Genomic DNA, 19,235 nt, shown 5'->3' on the forward strand with positions numbered 1-19,235 from the left:
TGTGAAATGCGAATATCAGAGGGAATGATGCGCTATGAGCATTAATTGCGAGATATTGGATCTGCGCGCGTTTCTATCGGTCGTCGAATTGGAAAACTTCCATCGCTCTGCCGAAGCGCTCAATCTGTCACAGCCCGCACTCAGCCGTCGAATTCAGAAGCTGGAGCTGGCAATCGGGGCGCCTTTGCTCGAGCGCACCACGCGTCATGTCTCGACAACCGCCCTTGGCGCGGAACTGATCCCGTTGGTGCGACGAATGCTTGAGGAGTTCGACACGTCGCTCTTTGCGGTGCGCGATGTCGGATCTCAGCGCAGCGGCCTTGTGACGATCGCATGTCTGCCAACGGCTGCTTTCTATTTTTTGCCGACCGTCATTAAGCAATTCAGCGCCGAGTATCCGAATATTCGTTTTCGCATTCTCGATCTGCCGGCTACCGACGGTCTGCAGGCAGTCGCCCGTGGGGAAGTCGAGTTCGGCATCAATATCATGGGCTTTTCAGATCCCGACCTTGTCTTCGACCGGCTCATCGAAGATCCATTCGTACTGGCTGCACGCAAGGATCATCCGCTGACGGCCAAGAGCGAACTCGAATGGGACGACTTGGCGCCCTATCAACTGATCACGGTTCACCGGTCCAGCGGAAACCGTACGCTTCTTGATGCAGCTTTGGCGAAATCGAACCTGAAACTGCGCTGGTCCTATGAAGTCACGCATCTCTCGACGTCGCTTGGTTTGGTGGAAGCGGGGCTTGGAATTTCGGTTCTGCCGAAACTCGCTACACCACAGGAAGAGCACCCGTTCCTCGTCACGAGACCTATTCGCAATCCTCAAATCTCGCGAACGATCGGCATTGTACGCCGTCGCGGTGGGACGCTTTCGCCGGCAGCAGAGCGCTTCATGACCATGTTGATTGGGACGTGGGCCGAAGGAAACTGAGCAACTAAGAACTGCTGGGATAGTATCCCAACTACCTTTCAGTCAAATGGCCTCTTTTTTCCGCGACCAGAACGCCTTGAACGTTCGACATGAAGCGCCACCTGCTCGGGATCTTCCCAATGCGGGTTGTGGCCGAAACCATCCAACAGGATGGTTTTCGCATCCTGCAACGCAGCGGCAAGGGACGATGGTCCGCCCTCGATGAGACGATCCATAAGCGCCTTCACCTTGACATCGATCTCTTCGCACAGGCGGCTCACCTGGCTTTTGGAGATGCCGCTCATCCCCATCGCCTTGACGAGATCGTCGACTGAGCGCGTCGAGATGCCCTGAATGTAGGCCTCCTGAATAACTGTCGTCAGAGCCTTTTCCGCCATGCGACGCGGCGCTCTCGGAACATCTCCTCAAGGTCCCGGAACGGAGCGGATAGCGCAGATGGATACGAGTGGGGCGTCCTTCTGGATCGTTTCTATCCCAGGACAATGCGTTCGCCGCTCACTGCCGATCGCTTGATGGCCATAATGACGTTCAGTGTGTTCAGCCCTTCGCGCCCGCTGACCCGCGGTGCTTCTTCACCGCGGATCACCTTGCAGAACTGCCGGATCTGCAGCACCAGCGGGTCTTCGTGCTGAACGGCGATGCGCTGCTTTTCGAATGGCTCCCACCAGCTGCGTTTCGTGCCGTTCTTCCACACGTCGAGCGACGGGATCGTCAGGGATCCGTGCGTCCCGCCGATCAGGTAGCATGCCTCTTCCGTCTTCGGATAGGCGGGATTTTCGCCCGTCGTCATCTCCCAGCTCCAGGGTGCGACGACGGCATCCGAAACGGTGGCCGTGGCAAGAAGACCGCTCGCGAACTCCATCAGGATCACCGAGGTTTCCTCGACAACATTGCCGCGGACGGCGTTGGATTCACGTGCCTGCACGGCAACGATATCGCCGAACAGGTAGCGCAAATTGTCGACGTCGTGGATCAGGTTGAGGAAGACCGGGCCGGCTCCGGCCTGGCGCCGCCAGTCGATGTCGAAATAGTCGTCCGGCTTGAATAGCCAGAACATCGCATTGGCCACGAGGATGCGGCCAAGCGCGCCGCTGTCGATGATCTCTTTCGCCTTCTGGATCATCGGATTGTGGCGGCGATGGTGGCCGACCAGAATCGGAACGCCAGCGGCTTCCGCCGCGCCGATCAGCTTTTCACCGGCAGCGATATCGTCGGCAATCGGCTTTTCGATCAGCGCCGGCACCCCTGCGGCTACGGCTTCGAGGCCGTTGGCGACATGCACCTGATTGGGCGTCGCGACGATGATGCCGTCGGGACGATGCATTTCGATCATTGCCGCAAAGCTTGGAAACCATCTAGCGCCGGATTCCTGGGCGATCTTCTGCCCAAGCGGCATCGGATCGATGACGGCCAGAAGTTCCGCCTGCGGCTCGGCAAGCACATGCTGGATATGTCGCTTGCCGATCAGGCCGGCGCCGAGCACCGCAAGTCTCACTTTCCGTTCATGCTGAGCCCTTCCCGTCACTTCTTTTCGGCAGACGTGATCAGGCTTGCCACCCGGCGGATCGCAAACTGATAGCCTTCGGTTCCAAGCCCGGAGATGATCCCGTCGGCGCGGTACGAGACGAAGGAATGATGGCGGAATGCCTCTCGCTTGTGGACGTTGGAAATATGCACCTCGATGACCGTCTGCTCGAAGGTGTTCAGCGCGTCGAGAATGGCAACGGAGGTGTGGGTGAAGCCGGCTGGGTTGATCACGATACCGGCGCCGTCCTCGCGCGCTTCATGGATCCAGTCGATGATCTCGTATTCGCGGTTGCTCTGATGAAAGCGGATGTCGTGACCGAGTTTAGAGGCGAGCCGACGGCAATCGGCCTCGACATCGGCGAGCGTCTCATAACCGTAGATATGCGGCTGGCGCTTGCCGAGCAGATTGAGATTCGGACCGTTGAGAACATAGATCAAGCTCATGTGTCTTCCTTTCGAATTGCCGGAATGGTCACGGCAGTGTGGTTTCGTGGATCGCAAAATCAGGATCCGACTGGATGAGATCAGCTCGCAGGCCGCAGCGGCCCTCGTCGAGTGCCAGACGTGCGACGCCTTCGGCTGCGTCATAGACCGTCTGCAATATCGCTTGCTTTTCGGCCGCCGAGCGTCCGGGCGCGATGCGCAGGATGATCTGCACGAACTGGTTGGCGGGATGCTCGTCGGCGACCAGCGAATGCGTGGCCTCGCGGGCAAAGGTGCGCACGGTATTCGGCTTGACCGCGCCACTGTCACGCACGCTGCGATGAACGGCCTTCACCAGCGCCGGCATGTCGATGCGGCTTCCGGCTCCCTCGCTGTATTCGATCACGATGTGCGGCATCCTGGTTCTCCTTCGCCAGCCTGGATCAGGAGGCTTTGCACAGTTCGGTGAAATGGCTGCTCATGCGTTCGGCGTCCGCTTCGATACCGCTGAAGAGCTTGAAGGCTGCTGCCGCCTGAAACACAGTCATCCCTCCACCCGGCAAGGTGCGGCAGCCGAGACGGGTTGCAAGCGCCAGAAGCTCGGTCTTGAGCGGCATGTAGACGATGTCGGCAACCCAATGATGGGACTCCAGCCAGCTCTCTTCGATCGGCAGACCCGGATGGTTTTTCATGCCAGTCGGCGTCGCATGGATGAGGCCATCAGCGATCCGCATCGCTTCACCAACATCGGTGACCGCGAAGGCCCGTTCTGCGGAAAAGCGGCTATTCAGATCCTCCGCCAGCTTTCTGGCGCGTGCATTATCCTGATCGAAAATCGCGAGATGCTCGATACCAAGTTTCATCGCGGCATGAGCAACCGCGACGCCGGCGCCGCCAGCGCCGAGAAGAACAGCCCGATGCCGCGGGACGTCAGGAAGTCCGCGCCGAAAGTTTTCGTAGAAACCGTACCAGTCGGTGTTGTGACCGATCCGTCTTCCGTCCTTGAACACAACGGTGTTAACAGCGCCCAGCATACGGGCGTCGTCGGAGAGATCCGTGAGGTACTCAATCACCGTCTGCTTGCAGGGATGGGTGATGTTGCTGCCGGCAAAGCCGCGTGCCTCCTCTTCCGCCAGAAGGTCAGGCAGGGCGGTGGCCGGAAGGCCGCGCTCCGCAAGGTCGAGGAGTTCATAGCGATAGTCGAGCCCCTGAAGCAGACCTTCGCGCTTGTGCAGGGCAGGGGACTTCGACATCTGGATATCCGCGCCGATCAGTCCCACCAACACAGCGCGCTTCATCGTTTCGTTTGAAACAGTCATATGCGGATCGCCTCAGTGATGAGCCAGGATTTCGCCGAGGAAAGCCTGGGTGCGCGGATGCGATGGATTGCGGAAGAAAATTTCTGGCGGCGCCTCTTCGATGATCTCGCCGGAGGCCATGAAGATCACGCGGTCGGCCACCTGCCGGGCAAAGCCCATCTCGTGGGTGACGCAGATCATCGTCATGCCGTCCCGCGCCAGACCGATCATCGTGTCGAGGACTTCCTTGACCATCTCCGGATCAAGCGCGCTGGTCGGCTCGTCGAACAGCATGGCTTTCGGCTCCATGCAGAGCGCCCGTGCAATGGCCACCCGCTGTTGCTGTCCGCCGGAAAGCTGGGCCGGGAATTTATCGGCCTGATCGAGAATGCGGACGCGTTCGAGATATTTGCGGGCGATTTTCTCAGCATCCGCCTTGCTGGTGCCACGGACGCGCATCGGCGCCAGCGAGCAGTTTTCGAGGATGGTCATATGCGGAAACAGATTGAAGCTCTGGAACACCATGCCGACTTCGCGCCGGACAGCGTCGATCGTCTTCGTCCTGTCGTCGAGCGTCGTACCCTCGACCGTGATACGGCCCTTCTCGATTTTCTCGAGCGCGTTGATGCAACGGATCAGCGTCGACTTGCCGGATCCGGACGGTCCGCAAAGGACGATCTTCTCGCCTTTGCGGACCGTAAGGTTGATGTTCTTCAACGCATGGAATGCGCCGTACCATTTATCCACGCTTTCCATTGAAAGAAGCGGGCTTTGAGTGTCAGCGGCGTGCGGCACGGCGATCTCCTGCGTAGAACATGTATCAGTTGATGGTGAAGGGGATGTTCGGAATGGATTCGGGGAACTTCGGAACCTCCACCTTCATCCATTTCGCGTAGACTTTGGCGTGCTCTCCGTTCGCCAAGATCTTGTCGAGGAAAGCGTTGACAGTTTCGTTCCAGTCCTTCTCGCCAAGCCGTGTTCCGACGCCGTTGTACGTCGTCAGGAAATCGATCTTGCGTTCATATGTGCCGGCACTGGCTGCTTCCAGACGGTCGAGGTAGAACTGGTTGCCGCCGACCGCCTGCACCTGGCCGGAAAGCAGCGCCTGGATGGACGCGGCATCATCGTCGAAACGCCGGACGGTCGCCGTATCGCCGACAGCGGTGGTCACCGCCTTATCCTGCGAGCTTGACTTTGGAACGCCGATCTCCAGGCCTGCGAGATCGCCGATTTCGGCCATCTTCTTGTCCTTCGGTCCATAAAGCGAAATCGTGTTGCCCGCATACGGCTTGCTGTACTGGATCGACTTGGCCCGTTCCTCCGTCATTGCCATGGTGGCAAACAGGATATCGACCTTGCCAGTGACAAGCGCCGGGATGCGATTGGCGACCGCGAGCGGTGCGAATTCGACCTCGACGCCCAGTTCCTTGGCGAAAAGCTTGGCGATGTCGGCATCGAAACCGTCCTGAACGCCACTCGAATTGACGAAACCCCAGGGTGCGTTGTCGCCCTGAATGCCGACGACGATCTTGCCCTTGGCCTTGACCTCCTCGACCGTTGCAGCCTGTGCAGACATCGGCGACAGCCACGGCGCCATCACCAGGGCTGCCGCTGCGAACAGAATTCCACGGCGCTTCAGGCCGGTCTTGAAGCTGCTGATCATTACCTTCTCCTCCTTGGTTGATTAAAAGCTTATGCGTCTGTTGGATTGCCAACTTACCGGGCGGCCTTTGCCATCCGATTTTCGAGCCGGGTCCCATAGAGAGACAGGGGCCAGCAAATGATGAAGTAGATCGCGCCGACGATGCCGAAGATCAGCAGCGGCCTGTAAGTCTGGTTGGAAACGATCTGCCCGGCGCGGGCGAGTTCGATGAAGCCGACAATGGCAGCAAGCGATGTGCCCTTGATGAGCTGGACGAGAAAGCCGACGGTTGCCGGCAGCGAGACCTGGAAGGCCTGCGGAAGGACCACGTCCTTCATCCGCGAGACGTAATGGAGACCCAGCGCATTGGCGGCCTCGGTCTGGCCCTTGGGGATCGCCTGGATGCCGCCGCGCCAGATTTCCCCGAGAAACGCGCTGGCGTGGAGCGTGAAGGCGATTGCGACCGCCACCCAGGCCTCGATGCTGACGCCCAGAAGCGCGATCCCGTAGTAGACGACGAAAAGCTGCATCAGCAGCGGCGTGCCCTGGAAGACGGAGATATAGCCCGCCGCCGTCTTGCGGAGGGCTGAGAGTTCAGATGTGCGGGCAAGCGCGATGACGAGTCCGAATACCCCGCCGCCGATGAAGCCGATCGCAGATAGAAGCAATGTCCACTTCAGGCCCTGCAGCAGGAATAGCATTTCGTTTTGGCCGATAACACCCATTGTTCTGCTCCTCACCGCACCGGATAGCTGAAGAAATGCCGCGAGATCAGCGCAAACAGCCCCATCATCATCCAGGAGATGACGAGGTACATGAGCGTGATCGTGAAATAGACCTCGAAGCTGCGAAACGTGTCGGACTCGATGATCTGTGCGACGGAGGTTAGCTCGTAAGCCGCAATGGACGTGCAGACCGATGTGGTCAGTGTCAGCATGATGAACTGACTGGTAAGCGAGGGATAGATAGCCCTCAGCGCCGGCTTCAGGACGATCAGGCGAAACACCTGCGCCTTATGCAGGCCGAGCGCGAGGCCTGCTTCGACTTGACCCTTATGGATGCTGTCGACACCGCCACGAATGATTTCGATCGCATAGGCGCCGCCATTGATGGCCAGCGCGATAATCGCCGTGACGGTGGGATTGAGGCGAATGCCCATCATCGGCAGGGCGAAGAAGATGAAGAAGATCTGCACCAGGAACGGGGTATTGCGGACCACTTCGACAAAGGCGATGACGGCCGCACGCAAAGGAGCAATATTCGATGTCCGGGCCGCAACGCCGATCACGCCGATCACCAGCGCCAGCTGCATGCCGGCCAACGCAAGGCCGATCGTCGCCAGAGCCGCCATCAGAAGATCGGGCATCTTTTCGAAAACAACGCTGAAATTCAGCACGTAGTTCATGACAATATCTCTCTCCCGTCGACAGGCTCCTCTGCCCGTCTCCGTGTCGTAGTAGCAGTTGCGCTTTTGCCCGTGGTTAGCCGGTCAACGCACGCGTGGCATCATTGAGGTGGCGCAAATGTTCTTCCGGCGCCCGGTTAAAACGGATAGGCACCTCCACCGAGACCGAAGCGCCCGCGGGTAACACTTGCATCAGGCTGGTGATTGGAAGGTCACCCAGCCCCGGCGCAAAGCGCCCCGTTCGGGCCTCACTGACCATTTGCTCCGAGGTTGGCGGTGCACGCCCCCGCGCGTCGCAGAGTTGTATGCTCCGGATCATGCCTTCCGGGGCGGTAGAGACATCCTCGGCGTTGCCACCATTGCGAAAAAAGTGCAGCGCATCGACCAGCACGCCGGCATTGTTCCGGTTTGATTCCTGCACGATGGACAGACTGTCATGAAAGCTGGCGACGGTGCGCCAGCCCATATTCTCCAGGTCTACGCCCATGCCGAAGGTGGCCGCGAGGTCGCAAAGCGCTGCGAAATTGCCAACGAGGCGCTCCCGATCCGGGTCGTCGCCGCAAACGCTGAGACGTCGCGCGCCGAGCGCGCTTGCCGCTTCAAGCATCGACGTCAGAGCAGCGGCATCGAAGTCCGGGCCGATGACAACGAATTCGATGTCGTAGAGCGAAATCCCTTCACCATCCAGACGTGCTTTGACGTCTCGAGCTGCATCGCTTCCCGCCGGCAGCTCATAATAGGGAGCGCCGGGAAAGGCCGGATGAAGGCGCAGGCCAACCGACGAAAAACCGGCTGCTGCGGCAAGCGACACGAATTTCGCCGGCTCGACGTCGATCGCTGAAAAATGCGCGACCCCCAGCGGCGATGCCGAAGCGTTGGGTGGTATGGTTCCCTCCCGGGTCTCCATTCAGGCAATTCCCTTTTCAGCGAGATGCCGTCGCAGATTTGTGCCGGTACGATGGATGTGCTCGCGCAGCCGGTCGCAGGCATAGTCCATATCCCGCGCCACGGTCCCTTGCGCGATTTCACTATGTTCAACGCTGACATTGCGGTCGCCGGACGTGCGGGTAAGAAAGGTGCGCCGGTAGCGGTCGTTCAAGTTCAGCATGGTCTTGCAGAAGCTGAGAAGCAGCGGTTTACGGCAGCCCGAAATCAGGGTGAGATGAAACTCCCGGTGGACGGCTTCCCACTGCTCAAGCGTTTCGGGTTTTGCTGCATCCCGTTCCGTGCGGTTCAGGCGGTGCAGCGCACGCATGACATTGCCTTCCCAATCGACATCGCCGACGCGCATGGATTCCCGCAGCGCGTAGGTTTCGAATTCCTCACGCAAACTGGTGATCTCTTCGAGGTTCGAAAGTGAAACGGGCGACACGCGGTAGCCGCGATTGTCTTCGAACTCGACCAACCCGTCCGAAATCAGACGCGCCAACGCCTCCCGCAAAGGACTGAGACTGACGTTAAAGCTTTGTTTTGCGCGATCGAGATTGATCTTGCTGCCCGCCTCGAGCTGGCCGGAAATGATCGCTTCGCGCAGACGTGAAACGAGCTGACTGGCGATCGTGTTCTTGCCGTCATCGGGAAAGGATGGCGTTGCCGCCTCCGCGCCACTTTCCAAAATGAGGCTCCCAGGCCCTGATCGCAATTGACATCCTCCCCAGATGGTTTCCGCCACGTTTTCTGGTCGCGGATTTCATTTATCGACGATCCGTATAATAAACGATTATTTTTGTCAAATAGTTTTGATGAAATGTGGAGTTGAGCTCCATTAGAATTGCCAGAGGTGAATTTGCTATAATAAAATCAATTATATACTGATAGCCATCGCGGTTCTATAAAGAGAATTTAAGGAGAACCTCCCCGCCGTAAGCAATGGCGGCTTGACAAATAATCGATGATTTATCAAAACAGGCACGCCCACAGGGAGGTGTGAGATGGTGATACGGACCCAAGAGGATGTAACGGCGGCTGTTCTGAAGGCTATGGAACAGACCTCGGATCACCGGCTTCGCGAGATCCTGACGGCGCTGGTGAAGCATCTGCACGCCTTTGTTCGTGAAGTCCGCTTGACGGAGCCGGAGTTTCGCGATGCCACGGCGGTCCTCAACGAAATCGGCCAATTGCAAATGGACAGCCATAACGAGTTTGTCCTGATCTCGGGCTCGCTGGGCGTTTCGACGCTAGTCTGCCTGCTCAACAACGGCGATCGGGGACAGACGGAAACGTCCCAGTCGCTGCTTGGTCCCTTCTGGCGCCTCAACTCACCGCGGGTCGACAACGGCGGCACGATTATCCGTTCGCATACGCCCGGGTCTCCGCTGTTTGTGCGGGGCTGGGTTGTTGACAGACACGGAAGTCCGATCGCCGGCGCCGACGTGGACGTCTGGCATGCCTCGCCCGTCGGCCTCTACGAGAACCAGGATCCCGACCAGGCCGAAATGAATCTGCGAGGTAAATTCACGACGGATGCGGAGGGCCGCTTCTGGTTCAGCACGGTGAAGATGATCGGATATCCGATCCCGGTGGACGGTGTCGTCGGTCGGCTTTTGAAGACGCAAGGACGTCACCCTTATCGCCCGGCGCATCTGCACGCACTTATCTTCAAGGAGGGCTACAAGACCCTCATCTCGCAGGTTTTCGACCCGAGCGATCCGCATATCGATACGGACGTGCAATTCGGGGTGACGTCGGCACTCACGGGCGATTTCGTGCAGCATGACGAACCGCATCCGGACGATCCAAACGTGAACGTTCCGTGGTTTTCCCTGGAATACACATACGTAATGGAGCCGGGCGACGCGGTTCTGCCGCGCGCGCCAATCAAGTAATCAATCAGGAGACCCACATCCATGTTGACGGATGAAGAACGCCGCAGCGCGGCACAGGCATTGCTGGGCGCCGAGGAAAGCCGCATGCCGATCCCGCAGCTCAGCAAGACCTATCCGCACATCGAGATTGAGGATGCCTATCGCATCCAGGACCTGTGGGCGGAAGGCAGGATTGGCAAAGGTGCGCGCGTCGCGGGCCACAAGATCGGCCTGACATCACGGGCCATGCAGATGGCATCGAAGATGACCGAGCCGGATTACGGGCGCATCCTTGATGATGCTCTTTTCAATGACGCCGCCCAGATCAGGGCCGACCTCTTCATCAAGCCGCGCCTCGAAGTGGAACTTGCCTTCATCATGGGCGAGAATCTCGAGGGCCCGAGCACCCGAATCTACGACGTTATGCGCGCCACCGAATTCATTGTGCCGGCGCTCGAAATCATCGACTACAGAACCGAGGTTCCGCGCGCGATCACTGATACCATCGCGGATAACGCAGCCTTCGGCGCCATCGTCGTCGGAGGTCGCGTCATCCGTCCGATGGACATCGACATCCGGTGGATCGGGGCAACGCTTTCCAAGAACGGGATCATCGAGGAATCGGGTGTTTCGGCCGCCGTCATGGGGCATCCCGCAGCGGGTGTCGCCTGGCTTGTCAATAAGCTCCATGCGGTCGGGGGCAAGCTGGAAAAGGGGCAGATCGTGCTTGCGGGCTCGTTTACGCGGCCCGTCGATATCGCCGCCGGCGATGTCATCCAGGCGGATTACGGTCCGATCGGCGCGCTCGGCGTATCGTTCTTATAGGTGGTGTCATGAATCTTCCGAAAAACCGCTTCAAGCGTGCACTGGCCGAGAAAAGGCAGCAGATCGGTCTCTGGTGCAGCCTCCCGGGTAGCTATGCCGCCGAAATCGTCGCGCCCTCCGGGTTCGACTGGCTGCTGTTCGACACCGAGCACTCGCCGGGCGACGTCCTGACGGTCTTGCCGCAGTTGCAGGCAGTTGCGGCCTACGACGTCTCGCCCATCGTGCGCCCTGCCAGCAACGATGCGGTGCTGATCAAGCGCTATCTCGACATCGGTGCGCAGACACTGCTCATTCCCTATGTGCAGAACCGGGAAGAAGCCGAAGCTGCGGCTTCCGCCATGCGCTACCCACCTGCCGGTATCCGCGGTGTGTCGGGGCTGACGCGGGCGACGCGCTTTGGGCGGGTCACCGGCTACGCTAAGCGGGCAGAGGAGGAGCTGTGCCTGCTGGTGCAGTTGGAAACCCGTGCGGCAGTGGAGGCGTTAGAGGCCATCGCACAGGTTGATGGTGTCGATGGTGTCTTCATCGGCCCGGCGGATCTTGCCGCCAGCCTTGGATATCCGGGGGAGCTCGGCCATCCTGAGGTCGTGGCTGCCGTCGAGGATGCGATCCGCCGCCTTGCAGGTCTCGGTAAACCCGCAGGCATCCTGACGCCGGACACAGCCTTTGCTGCCCGCTGCATCGAACTTGGTACCACTTTTACCGCGGTCGGTGTTGACGCTGGCCTTCTCGCACGCGGAACCGAGGCGCTGGCAGCGAAATTCAGGCAACGGTGACCGCAAGATTGCGCTGTCCGGCAGGAGATCGAGATATGACCGACGATATCGCAGCTTCGCTCAGCGCACTGATCCCGCAAGGCTATCTGCGGGCGGCGGTTAACCTCGCCAATATCGCTTTGGTGCGGCTCGATCCGAAGACAGGAGCCTTTGAAGGTGTCAGCCCACAACTCGCTAGAGAGTTTGCAGAGCGCCTTGGCTGTCGCGTCGAATTCGTCGCCTACCCTTCGGCAGCCAGTATCCTGGACCGGGTCGATCAGAACGAGTGGGACATCGCCTTCCTGGCCGCCGACCCGGCGCGCGAAGACAGGCTGCTGTTTTCGCCTGCCTATGCGCTGATCGAGGGTACGCTTGTGGTTCGAGAGGCAACACCGTATCGCACGTTTCAGGACGTCGACGCGGAGGGCGTGGAAATTTGCGTCACCCGAAACGCTGCCTATGACCTCTATTTGTCCCGGCGTCTCGCGCATGCCAAAATCGTTCATTCGTCTACGCCGGGGGAAGCCCTTGAAATGCTTGTCGAAGGCAGACACCACGCCGCAGCGGGTGTGCGGCAGGCGCTTGAACGCTTTGCGGGCGAGCGCAAAGGTTTCCGCGTCTTAGCGGAACCGTTCCTGATTATCAGGCAAACGATCGCTGTTAGTTGTTCCCGCCATGCCGCAGGTCGTTTGGTGCGCGAATTTGTCGAGGAGGCTCTTCAACAAGGCTTTTCGAAAAATGTCGTTCGCGATGCACAAAGCAATGGTGTTGCTTTGGCAAGGGAGTAGCAATGCCATAAATAGTCTTACGCCTCAAAGTCTACGGTTTACCGCAGCTCAGCGTCTTGTATGAGTCAATGGGTGTGTCGCCAGTTCGTATCCGTTCAAGGCGAAGGACTGCGCGGCCGATAGCTGCTGTCCACCGTCTCCGGAGCCATATCGGCGGCAAACCTGCCGAAGAGATTCTTAGCGTTTGATCTTTCCGCTCTTACCCTTAACTACGACCAGCTTCTTCGCATTCCCTCGACACGCGACTACGCCTCACAAGCAGCTGAGGAGCTCAAAAACATCCGGCACTCTCTATCGCAAGTACATAACGCGAGTGGAATGGGCCCCACCCCCTATAGTTCTGACTTCAACCCAATCGAGACGCCTGCTCTAAGCTCAAGGCGCTTCTTCGGGCCAAAGCTGAGCGATCCGTCGACGCTCTCTGTCGGCGACATCATCAAGCTCTTCGAGCCGCAGGAATGCGCGAATTAATTGGCTGCTGCGGATATGACCCCGACTACGGTGGATGCGCTCTAGATCACCAATCTTGCTGCCCCGACTTACGTTCCGCACCATTGTGCGGGAGCGATCACAACGGGCTGCGTTCGTGATTTTGTTGTGTCCAGGAGAATGATCACGTCAGCGGCAATCGCGTCGGTCAAATGGAACATAACCAAGCGCTAAACGTTGAATGACGTCGGAGTGTAGTTACGAGTAAATGCACCGTGCTAGACACTCCTAGGAGACGTATATGGATATCACCACGCTTCTCATCATAGTTCTGATCGTTGTTCTGCTTGGCGGCGGCTGGTACGGCCGAGGACGCTGGTATTAACGACGCCGCGGAGACTTGACTCCCCGATATGAAGTTACTGGCAAACTGTGGCCATCGGTAAGCCACTCCGCGCCCTCAAAAAAACGCCGCAACGGCCTCCCTATTCCGGAGCCACCGCCATTAATGGCACTTATCCTGCGATTGTTGGATCCGAGTGCCGGAGGCGGGAGGGGGTGAAGTGCTGTCCGCTGATCCACTACGGAAGAGCCGTAGGGGATCATGCTCCACGCTGCGACGAAGTTATTCTACCAAACGGCTCGCAGGATAATAAAAGCCATAGCGCCACCGAGCCCCCTGGCCCCACTTTAAGCCATGCCGTCATTCAGGATTGGTCACTTTGTCCGGCAACGGACCAACTGAAATCAATTGGATTTGACGCAGGGATTAAAAACGGACGGCATCCATCGCTTCAAGCCTGATCGAATGTTCTTCAACAAAATGTCGGGGTGTGGACTCGATAGGACAAACTCGCAGCGCACAATTCTGCTAGAATCTCGGAAGCACCGGCCCATAGTCCAGCCTAGCTAGGCGGCGACATTTGGCGAGGAGGAGTATACTATACGTTGAAACTAGAACCTTCATTGCGAACAAGCCATGATCGACTTTCAGAACATTGAAGACGCGCAGACACTGGCGCAAGCGATTGTGAATACCATTCCAGAGCCCTTTATTGTGCTCGACGACCAGTTTTGTGTACTGGCTGCCAGCCGCTCTTTTCATGAGACGTTCAAATCGGATCCCGAAGATACAAGAGGGCGTCTGCTTTACGCGCTCGGTGACGGCCAATGGGACATTCCCGCCCTGCGCGTTTTCCTGGAGACGATCATTCCCGAACAGGCCTCTATGGAGGGCTTTGAGGTTGCGTATGACTTTCCCGAACTCGGCCACCGGATCATGCTGCTGAACGCCCGACAGGTCACCTACGGGGGGGATAGCTCCCGCTCGACGATCCTCCTGGCGTTCACCGATGTCACGGAGCGCCGCAAGATCGAGTGCGAAAAGGAAGAGCTCCTTAAGCAGACAGAGCAGTTGCTACATCAGAAGGAAATCCTGCTGCAGGAAATGCAGCACCGCGTTGCCAATAGTCTCCAGATCATCGCCAGCATATTGCTGTTGAAAGCGCGGGCGGTCACGTCCGAGGAAACACGCCGTGACTTGCGGGATGCCCACCAGCGCGTAATGTCGGTCGCCGAGGTGCAAAGGCACCTCCACGTATCCGGCATTGACCAGATCGAGGTCGGGTCCTACCTGGCGAAGCTTTGCGGCAGCCTAGCCTCCTCGATGATCGGCGAAAGCCAGCCAATTGCGATCAATGTGATAGCGGACGAAGGAAGGATCGGGTCCGACAAGGCCGTCGGCCTGGGCCTGATCGTCACCGAGCTCGTGATCAATGCGATAAAATACGCCTTCCCTGTCGTCAAATCGGACGCCGTGATCCTCGTTACCTATGAGATCAGGGGGCCGGATTGGAAGCTGATCGTTTCCGACAATGGCGTAGGAAAGCAAGCCGATGGTGCAGCCGAAACAAGTGGCGGCCTGGGGACGGCGATTGTCCAGGCTCTTGCGAAACAGCTCGACGCTCGAGTGGACATGGTCAGCAGTCCCTCCGGCACGAGTGTGTCGGTTACGCGAGCGACCTTCATGTCGCAATTGCAACGCGGGGTGTGAACTTTTTTCCGTGATCCGGGCGCCGCTCACTTGATCAAACGCCGGGTGCCGATGAACGGAACGCATGCTAGATGTGACCCGTTCCCGCCCGGTCAGCGATCCGGGTCGGGCTCCCCAGATAGGATCTGGGTTACTTTGTCTCCTGACCTGATTGTCGAAATGGAGTGATCTGGCCATGACCTCCTTTCCGGGAATCTCGACAGCCATGGCTACAGTGGTTATAGTTCCACACGACCGGCGAGAGTTGAAAATCGCAGTCTTTTGAGAGGATCCGCAACGTTTTATCGAAGTCAACGGATCTTTCGGCGCATTGTCGCTCGTCGCAAGGGTGTTCGATCATTGCGAGAAGTGCGCCAAAGGCATTCGATCGGCGATCAGAGCTGAGGACTTGCCGCATGCTGTTTCCTGCAATCCTAAAATCAATTGTCCGGACCGGCAGTGTTCGGTTGATCGATGGGGCGGGCAAGGTTCACGAGTATGGAGACGGCACCGCACCTCACTGTACGATCCGGCTTGGCGCTCGCCATCTTGACTATACGTTGGCCCTGAACCCCGAATTGTCGATAGGGCAAGCCTACACGGATGGCTTGCTGACCATCGAGGAGGGAACCCTTTTCGACTTTCTCGAAATCGCTGCCAAAAACTACCGCAACTTCGAGCAGATGGCTTGGTTCTCGCTGTTGTCCCGCATCATGCGTCGGCTAAAGCAATGCAATCCGATCGATCGCGCACGGCGCAACGTCGCCCATCATTATGACCTGTCCGGCCAGCTCTACGATCTCTTCCTCGATAAGGACCGCCAATATTCCTGCGCCTACTTCACGAGCGCGGACGATGATCTGGAGGCGGCGCAGGAGCATAAAAAACGCCACATCGCCTCAAAGCTGCTCCTCGACCAACCGGACCTTAAGATACTCGATATCGGCTCCGGCTGGGGCGGCCTCGGTTTGTACTTAGCCAAGGAGACCGGAGCTGACGTCACCGGCCTGACCTTGAGCGTCGAGCAGCACAAGGTATCGGAGGGGCGCGCTACGGCTGCGGGCCTCGCTGATCGCGCACGTTTTTGTCTCCGTGATTATCGTGAGGAACTTGGTCAATATGATCGGGTGGTTTCGGTCGGCATGTTCGAGCATGTAGGCAAGAGGAATTACGACGAGTTCTTTGCCAGGCTCGGCGATTTCCTGACCCCCGACGGCGTCGCGTTGCTGCATTCGATCGGATATTCCAATGCGCCTGCTCCGATCAATCCGTTCATTCGCAAGTACATTTTCCCAGGAGCGGATATTCCGTCTCTTTCCGAGGTCTTCGCGTCCGTAGAGCGTGCGGGTCTAATTGTCACTGACGTCGAAATCCTGCGCCTGCACTATGCGGATACCCTCCGCCACTGGCGTGAGCGCTTCATGACTAACCGTCAGCGCATTGCGGCGCTCTATGATGAACGGTTCTGTCGCATGTGGGAATTCTATCTCGTTCTGTGCGAGATCGGCTTTCGCTTTCGCTCGATGATGGTGTTTCAGATTCAGCTTGCCAAGCGGGCAGACGCCGTCCCGTTCACCCGTGACTACATGGTGAACTGGGAGCAGGCCCATAGGATGATGGCAAACTCTGGTGTACGGGCTGCGGAATGAGGTAGCACCACCAACAAGCACGTGGACCTGAGATCGCCGGTAGCCCGAGCGCTAAACAGAAGCAAATCTGCGCGCCGGCGTGCACACACAGACCGGCACCTGGTCACGATTTTGCTGCCGCAGTCGATCGTTGGCCGCCCCACGATCAGGATGATGGAGAGCCGGGAGGTAGTTCCCTTCGACGTCGCCGACCAGATCGCGTTCGCTGGCAAACTCACATCCGGCGCGTTGGTAGCCAGCCATCTCAGTGGCGGGCTGTCGCGCGCCACGAACTTTCACATGGAGATCATCCGCGAGCGCGACGAACGCCCCACCTTTCCTTTTGTGATCGAGGCCGCGGGATAAGCTCCTTCATAGACAGGAGTGGAACGGGATGGTTGGAGATCGCGCTGATGCCATGCTTGAAGCCATGGATGAAGGCATGCATGAAGCCAGGCATGAGGGAAAATATCGTCGGATTGAGGTGATCGCCGGTCGGCACCAGCGACCGGTCGCTGTCGCGAGGCCAAATGGCTCAGGCAAAACGACCACTTCTGTCCGTGATCACCGGTTGCTGCCGTCGAAGATTGTTCCCGTCGAAGTTCGATTACCGCTCCTAGACCGGAGGATTCATCGACCCCAGCGAATGCGATAAACAGCGCAATGGTTGAGGCGGCGCGGCAGCTCAAGAATCTGAATGAGCTGTATACATGTTCGCGGCCCGAAATGAGGGGGGCCGCGATTACTACGTGTTAGCTGATATTATCGGACAGACTTGAACGCTGCACGCAACTCTTCGGCAAAGAGCCGGGGCTGCTCCCACGCAGCGAAGTGTCCACCTTTCGCTACCTGATTATAGTAGTACAAAGTCGGATACGCTTGCTTGCTCCAGCTCTCAGGTGCTTTGTAGATTTCCTTAGGAAAAACAGAAATGGCGACCGGTATCTTGATTTCTTTGGTCTTCTGCGCATCGGCGCTGAAGTTGTTGTTGTTGTTTTCCCAATAGAAACGAGAGGATGACGCTCCGGTGTTCGTCAGCCAGTACAAAGTGATGTCATCGAGCATCTCGTCCTTGGACAGGACACGCTCAGGGACGCCATCACTGTCGCTCCACTGGGCAATTTTTTCATACATCCATGCGGCAAGACCCGCGGGCGAGTCTGACAGCGAGTAGCCAATGGTCTGCGGGCGGGTCACCATCATCGCACCGTACGCGGCATTGCGTCCAAAAAATGTGCTGAGCGACTGGAAGGCCTCGCGTTCTGGTGCCTCCAGGTCAGACGGAGCGGGGTCGCCGCTATTGATCGCTCTAATCAGTTCGCCTGGAACCGTCGCGGGCATATTGAGATGGACTGCACGCAAACCCTTTGGTGCCTGGCGAGCCAGCGCATCGGATACTACCGAGCCATGATCCCCACCCTGGGAAACGTAATGCTCATATCCGAGCCTTTTCATGAGGGTGTCCCAAGCCCGTGCAGTGCGATCAGGACCCCAGCCCAAATCCGTCGGCTTCCCAGAAAAGCCGTAGCCGGGGATGGAAGGGATGACAACATCAAATGCATCCTCGGCGCGGCCGCCGTAAGCTGTGGGATCGGTAAGAGGGCCGATGGACTTAATGAACTCGAATGTTGAACCCGGCCAGCCGTGAGTGAGAACCATGGGCAGGGCGTTGGGGTGACGGGAGCGAACATGGATGAACTGGATCTCGACCCCATCGATCGTTGTGATGAATTCCGGCAATGAATTAAGCTGCGCCTCGGCTTTACGCCAGTTGTACTCAGTGCCCCAATAGCGAACCAGTTCCTGAACTTGCGCCAGTTGAATGCCTTGTGAGGAATCATCGACGGTTTCCTTGTCCGGCCAGCGTGTCTCGGAAATGCGCTTGCGTAAATCATCGAGTTGGGATTGGGGGACGTAAATATGGAACGGACGGATACTCTCATCCGAGCTGGTGCTTTTTGCTGACGTGGCCGAAATGGCATCGGCGGCGATCGCCGGCAGGACGTATCCCGCAGGAACGAGCATGAGGGAGCCAACCGCAACTGCGATCAGGCGGCCAGCGAAATGCACCCGAATAGAGGCGATTTCAGTTCTAGTCATAAGATACTCTCCGTTGTTTTGCCTGTTGGTGACGGAGAGCAGGCTAGAGGGCGGACGTATCCAGCATGTTCTGAAAATTGCCGGAAGTGTATCAGAGCGTAGCATCGCGATCGTGAGCCCGCTCCACGCATCGGTCGTAAAAGCCTTTTTGTATCAGGTTCTTGACAGTATGGTGAACACTGCGGTTCTGCCGGGGATCCGGATCACGCGACTGTAGGGCAAGGATCGACTTGTTTGCTTGATCGAATGTGCTCGCGAAGCGGGTTAAGAGCGATACGGCATCGCTGAGGCAAATCTTGTCCTGTCGTTCCAGACGTAATTTTTGGCGAAATGTGTTCTGGCAATGCCGAGCGGCGATAGCTGTCGTGTCTTGGATAGTGCCGACATGCGCAGGCAGCGCCACCGCTCCTTGCGCATCTTGCCGGATTAGTCGTTATTCTGACGGCACGACCAGGGTCTGGCCTCTCTGGACGATATAGGCGGCAAGCTCCGAGGCTTTGACAGTGCCTACATTTTGCGCCGAATGAGCAACGCCTGTCGGAATGAAGAGTGATTGACCTGCGGAAAGGGTGACCGGCTCGCGACCGTTCATGACTGTGTCCTTTCAGGATACTTGTGGAGGTGATCGCGGGTGCGGCACTA

The 19,235-nt window shown here is 58.1% G+C and carries 19 protein-coding genes and 4 pseudogenes; 10 read left to right on the forward strand and 13 right to left on the reverse strand.

Features of this window, described 5'->3' with window-relative positions; genetic code table 11:
• Nucleotides 1-34: 34 nt before the first annotated feature.
• Nucleotides 35-937, forward strand: coding sequence for a LysR family transcriptional regulator (locus ISN39_RS21215; RefSeq protein ID WP_194730314.1), 903 nt, complete (start codon nucleotides 35-37; stop codon nucleotides 935-937).
• A 194-nt stretch (nucleotides 938-1,131) separates the two neighbouring features.
• Here ISN39_RS21215 and ISN39_RS21220 read toward each other — a convergent pair.
• From ISN39_RS21220 to ISN39_RS21270, 11 genes and pseudogenes are all read right to left on the reverse strand, one after another.
• Nucleotides 1,132-1,323: pseudogene (locus ISN39_RS21220) on the reverse strand (transposase); the annotation flags it as partial.
• 83 nt (nucleotides 1,324-1,406) lie between these two features.
• The gene (locus ISN39_RS21225; RefSeq protein WP_246763368.1) at nucleotides 1,407-2,432 is read right to left on the reverse strand and encodes a Gfo/Idh/MocA family oxidoreductase; all 1,026 of its coding nucleotides are present in this window, start codon (nucleotides 2,430-2,432) and stop codon (nucleotides 1,407-1,409) included.
• Between the two features lie 26 nt (nucleotides 2,433-2,458).
• The gene (gene aroQ, locus ISN39_RS21230) at nucleotides 2,459-2,908 is read right to left on the reverse strand and encodes a type II 3-dehydroquinate dehydratase (RefSeq protein ID WP_194730316.1); all 450 of its coding nucleotides are present in this window, start codon (nucleotides 2,906-2,908) and stop codon (nucleotides 2,459-2,461) included.
• A 28-nt stretch (nucleotides 2,909-2,936) separates the two neighbouring features.
• Nucleotides 2,937-3,305, reverse strand: coding sequence for a 5-carboxymethyl-2-hydroxymuconate Delta-isomerase (locus ISN39_RS21235; RefSeq protein ID WP_194730317.1), 369 nt, complete (start codon nucleotides 3,303-3,305; stop codon nucleotides 2,937-2,939).
• Between the two features lie 25 nt (nucleotides 3,306-3,330).
• A complete protein-coding gene (locus ISN39_RS21240) occupies nucleotides 3,331-4,206 on the reverse strand; it encodes a shikimate dehydrogenase (protein WP_194730318.1) in 876 nt (291 codons plus the stop codon).
• 12 nt (nucleotides 4,207-4,218) lie between these two features.
• Nucleotides 4,219-4,980, reverse strand: coding sequence for an amino acid ABC transporter ATP-binding protein (locus tag ISN39_RS21245; RefSeq protein WP_281438320.1), 762 nt, complete (start codon nucleotides 4,978-4,980; stop codon nucleotides 4,219-4,221).
• A gap of 25 nt (nucleotides 4,981-5,005) precedes the next feature.
• Nucleotides 5,006-5,848, reverse strand: a complete 843-nt coding sequence (locus tag ISN39_RS21250) for a transporter substrate-binding domain-containing protein (RefSeq protein WP_194730319.1) — start codon at nucleotides 5,846-5,848, stop codon at nucleotides 5,006-5,008.
• A gap of 53 nt (nucleotides 5,849-5,901) precedes the next feature.
• Nucleotides 5,902-6,552, reverse strand: a complete 651-nt coding sequence (locus ISN39_RS21255; protein ID WP_194730320.1) for an amino acid ABC transporter permease — start codon at nucleotides 6,550-6,552, stop codon at nucleotides 5,902-5,904.
• Nucleotides 6,553-6,563: 11 nt separating this feature from the next.
• Nucleotides 6,564-7,232 carry an amino acid ABC transporter permease gene (locus ISN39_RS21260; RefSeq protein ID WP_194730321.1) on the reverse strand — a complete coding sequence of 223 codons (669 nt, stop codon included), beginning with the start codon at nucleotides 7,230-7,232 and terminating at the stop codon, nucleotides 6,564-6,566.
• Nucleotides 7,233-7,308: 76 nt separating this feature from the next.
• Complete coding sequence (locus ISN39_RS21265; RefSeq protein WP_194730322.1) at nucleotides 7,309-8,139, reverse strand: TIM barrel protein; 831 nt, start codon at nucleotides 8,137-8,139, stop codon at nucleotides 7,309-7,311.
• Nucleotides 8,140-8,847 (reverse strand): GntR family transcriptional regulator, encoded by a 708-nt coding sequence (locus ISN39_RS21270; protein WP_239597283.1) that lies wholly within the window; start codon nucleotides 8,845-8,847, stop codon nucleotides 8,140-8,142.
• Nucleotides 8,848-9,163: 316 nt separating this feature from the next.
• On the opposite strand from ISN39_RS21270, the gene ISN39_RS21275 reads away from it, so the two are divergent.
• From ISN39_RS21275 to ISN39_RS37935, 9 genes and pseudogenes are all read left to right on the forward strand, one after another.
• Complete coding sequence (locus ISN39_RS21275) at nucleotides 9,164-10,057, forward strand: dioxygenase (protein ID WP_194730324.1); 894 nt, start codon at nucleotides 9,164-9,166, stop codon at nucleotides 10,055-10,057.
• A gap of 21 nt (nucleotides 10,058-10,078) precedes the next feature.
• Nucleotides 10,079-10,861 carry a 2-oxo-hept-4-ene-1,7-dioate hydratase gene (hpaH, locus tag ISN39_RS21280; RefSeq protein ID WP_194730325.1) on the forward strand — a complete coding sequence of 261 codons (783 nt, stop codon included), beginning with the start codon at nucleotides 10,079-10,081 and terminating at the stop codon, nucleotides 10,859-10,861.
• A gap of 8 nt (nucleotides 10,862-10,869) precedes the next feature.
• Complete coding sequence (gene hpaI, locus ISN39_RS21285; RefSeq protein WP_194730326.1) at nucleotides 10,870-11,637, forward strand: 4-hydroxy-2-oxoheptanedioate aldolase; 768 nt, start codon at nucleotides 10,870-10,872, stop codon at nucleotides 11,635-11,637.
• 35 nt (nucleotides 11,638-11,672) lie between these two features.
• Nucleotides 11,673-12,404, forward strand: coding sequence for a transporter substrate-binding domain-containing protein (locus ISN39_RS21290; RefSeq protein ID WP_194730327.1), 732 nt, complete (start codon nucleotides 11,673-11,675; stop codon nucleotides 12,402-12,404).
• Nucleotides 12,405-12,734: 330 nt separating this feature from the next.
• Nucleotides 12,735-12,875, forward strand: a pseudogene (locus tag ISN39_RS21295) (IS630 family transposase); the annotation flags it as partial.
• A gap of 937 nt (nucleotides 12,876-13,812) precedes the next feature.
• Entirely contained in the window at nucleotides 13,813-14,886 is a 1,074-nt protein-coding gene (locus tag ISN39_RS21300) for a histidine kinase dimerization/phosphoacceptor domain -containing protein (protein WP_194730328.1), read from the forward strand.
• Between the two features lie 395 nt (nucleotides 14,887-15,281).
• Entirely contained in the window at nucleotides 15,282-16,514 is a 1,233-nt protein-coding gene (locus ISN39_RS21305; protein WP_194730329.1) for a cyclopropane-fatty-acyl-phospholipid synthase family protein, read from the forward strand.
• 111 nt (nucleotides 16,515-16,625) lie between these two features.
• Nucleotides 16,626-16,859: a hypothetical protein gene (locus tag ISN39_RS21310; RefSeq protein WP_246763369.1), complete on the forward strand. Its 234-nt coding sequence runs from the start codon at nucleotides 16,626-16,628 to the stop codon at nucleotides 16,857-16,859.
• A 28-nt stretch (nucleotides 16,860-16,887) separates the two neighbouring features.
• Nucleotides 16,888-17,001 (forward strand): annotated as a pseudogene (locus tag ISN39_RS37935) (IS66 family insertion sequence element accessory protein TnpB); the annotation flags it as partial.
• A 254-nt stretch (nucleotides 17,002-17,255) separates the two neighbouring features.
• Here the strand turns inward: ISN39_RS37935 and ISN39_RS21315 are convergent.
• Together ISN39_RS21315 and ISN39_RS21320 are read right to left on the reverse strand one after the other, a co-directional pair.
• On the reverse strand, nucleotides 17,256-18,593 hold the full coding sequence (locus ISN39_RS21315; protein WP_194730330.1) for an epoxide hydrolase: 1,338 nt from the start codon (nucleotides 18,591-18,593) through the stop codon (nucleotides 17,256-17,258).
• A 433-nt stretch (nucleotides 18,594-19,026) separates the two neighbouring features.
• Nucleotides 19,027-19,185: pseudogene (locus ISN39_RS21320) on the reverse strand (cupin domain-containing protein); the annotation flags it as partial.
• Nucleotides 19,186-19,235: the final 50 nt, after the last annotated feature.

The sequence above is a fragment of the Rhizobium sp. 007 genome (assembly GCF_015353075.1).
Classification (GTDB): Bacteria; Pseudomonadota; Alphaproteobacteria; order Rhizobiales; family Rhizobiaceae; genus Rhizobium.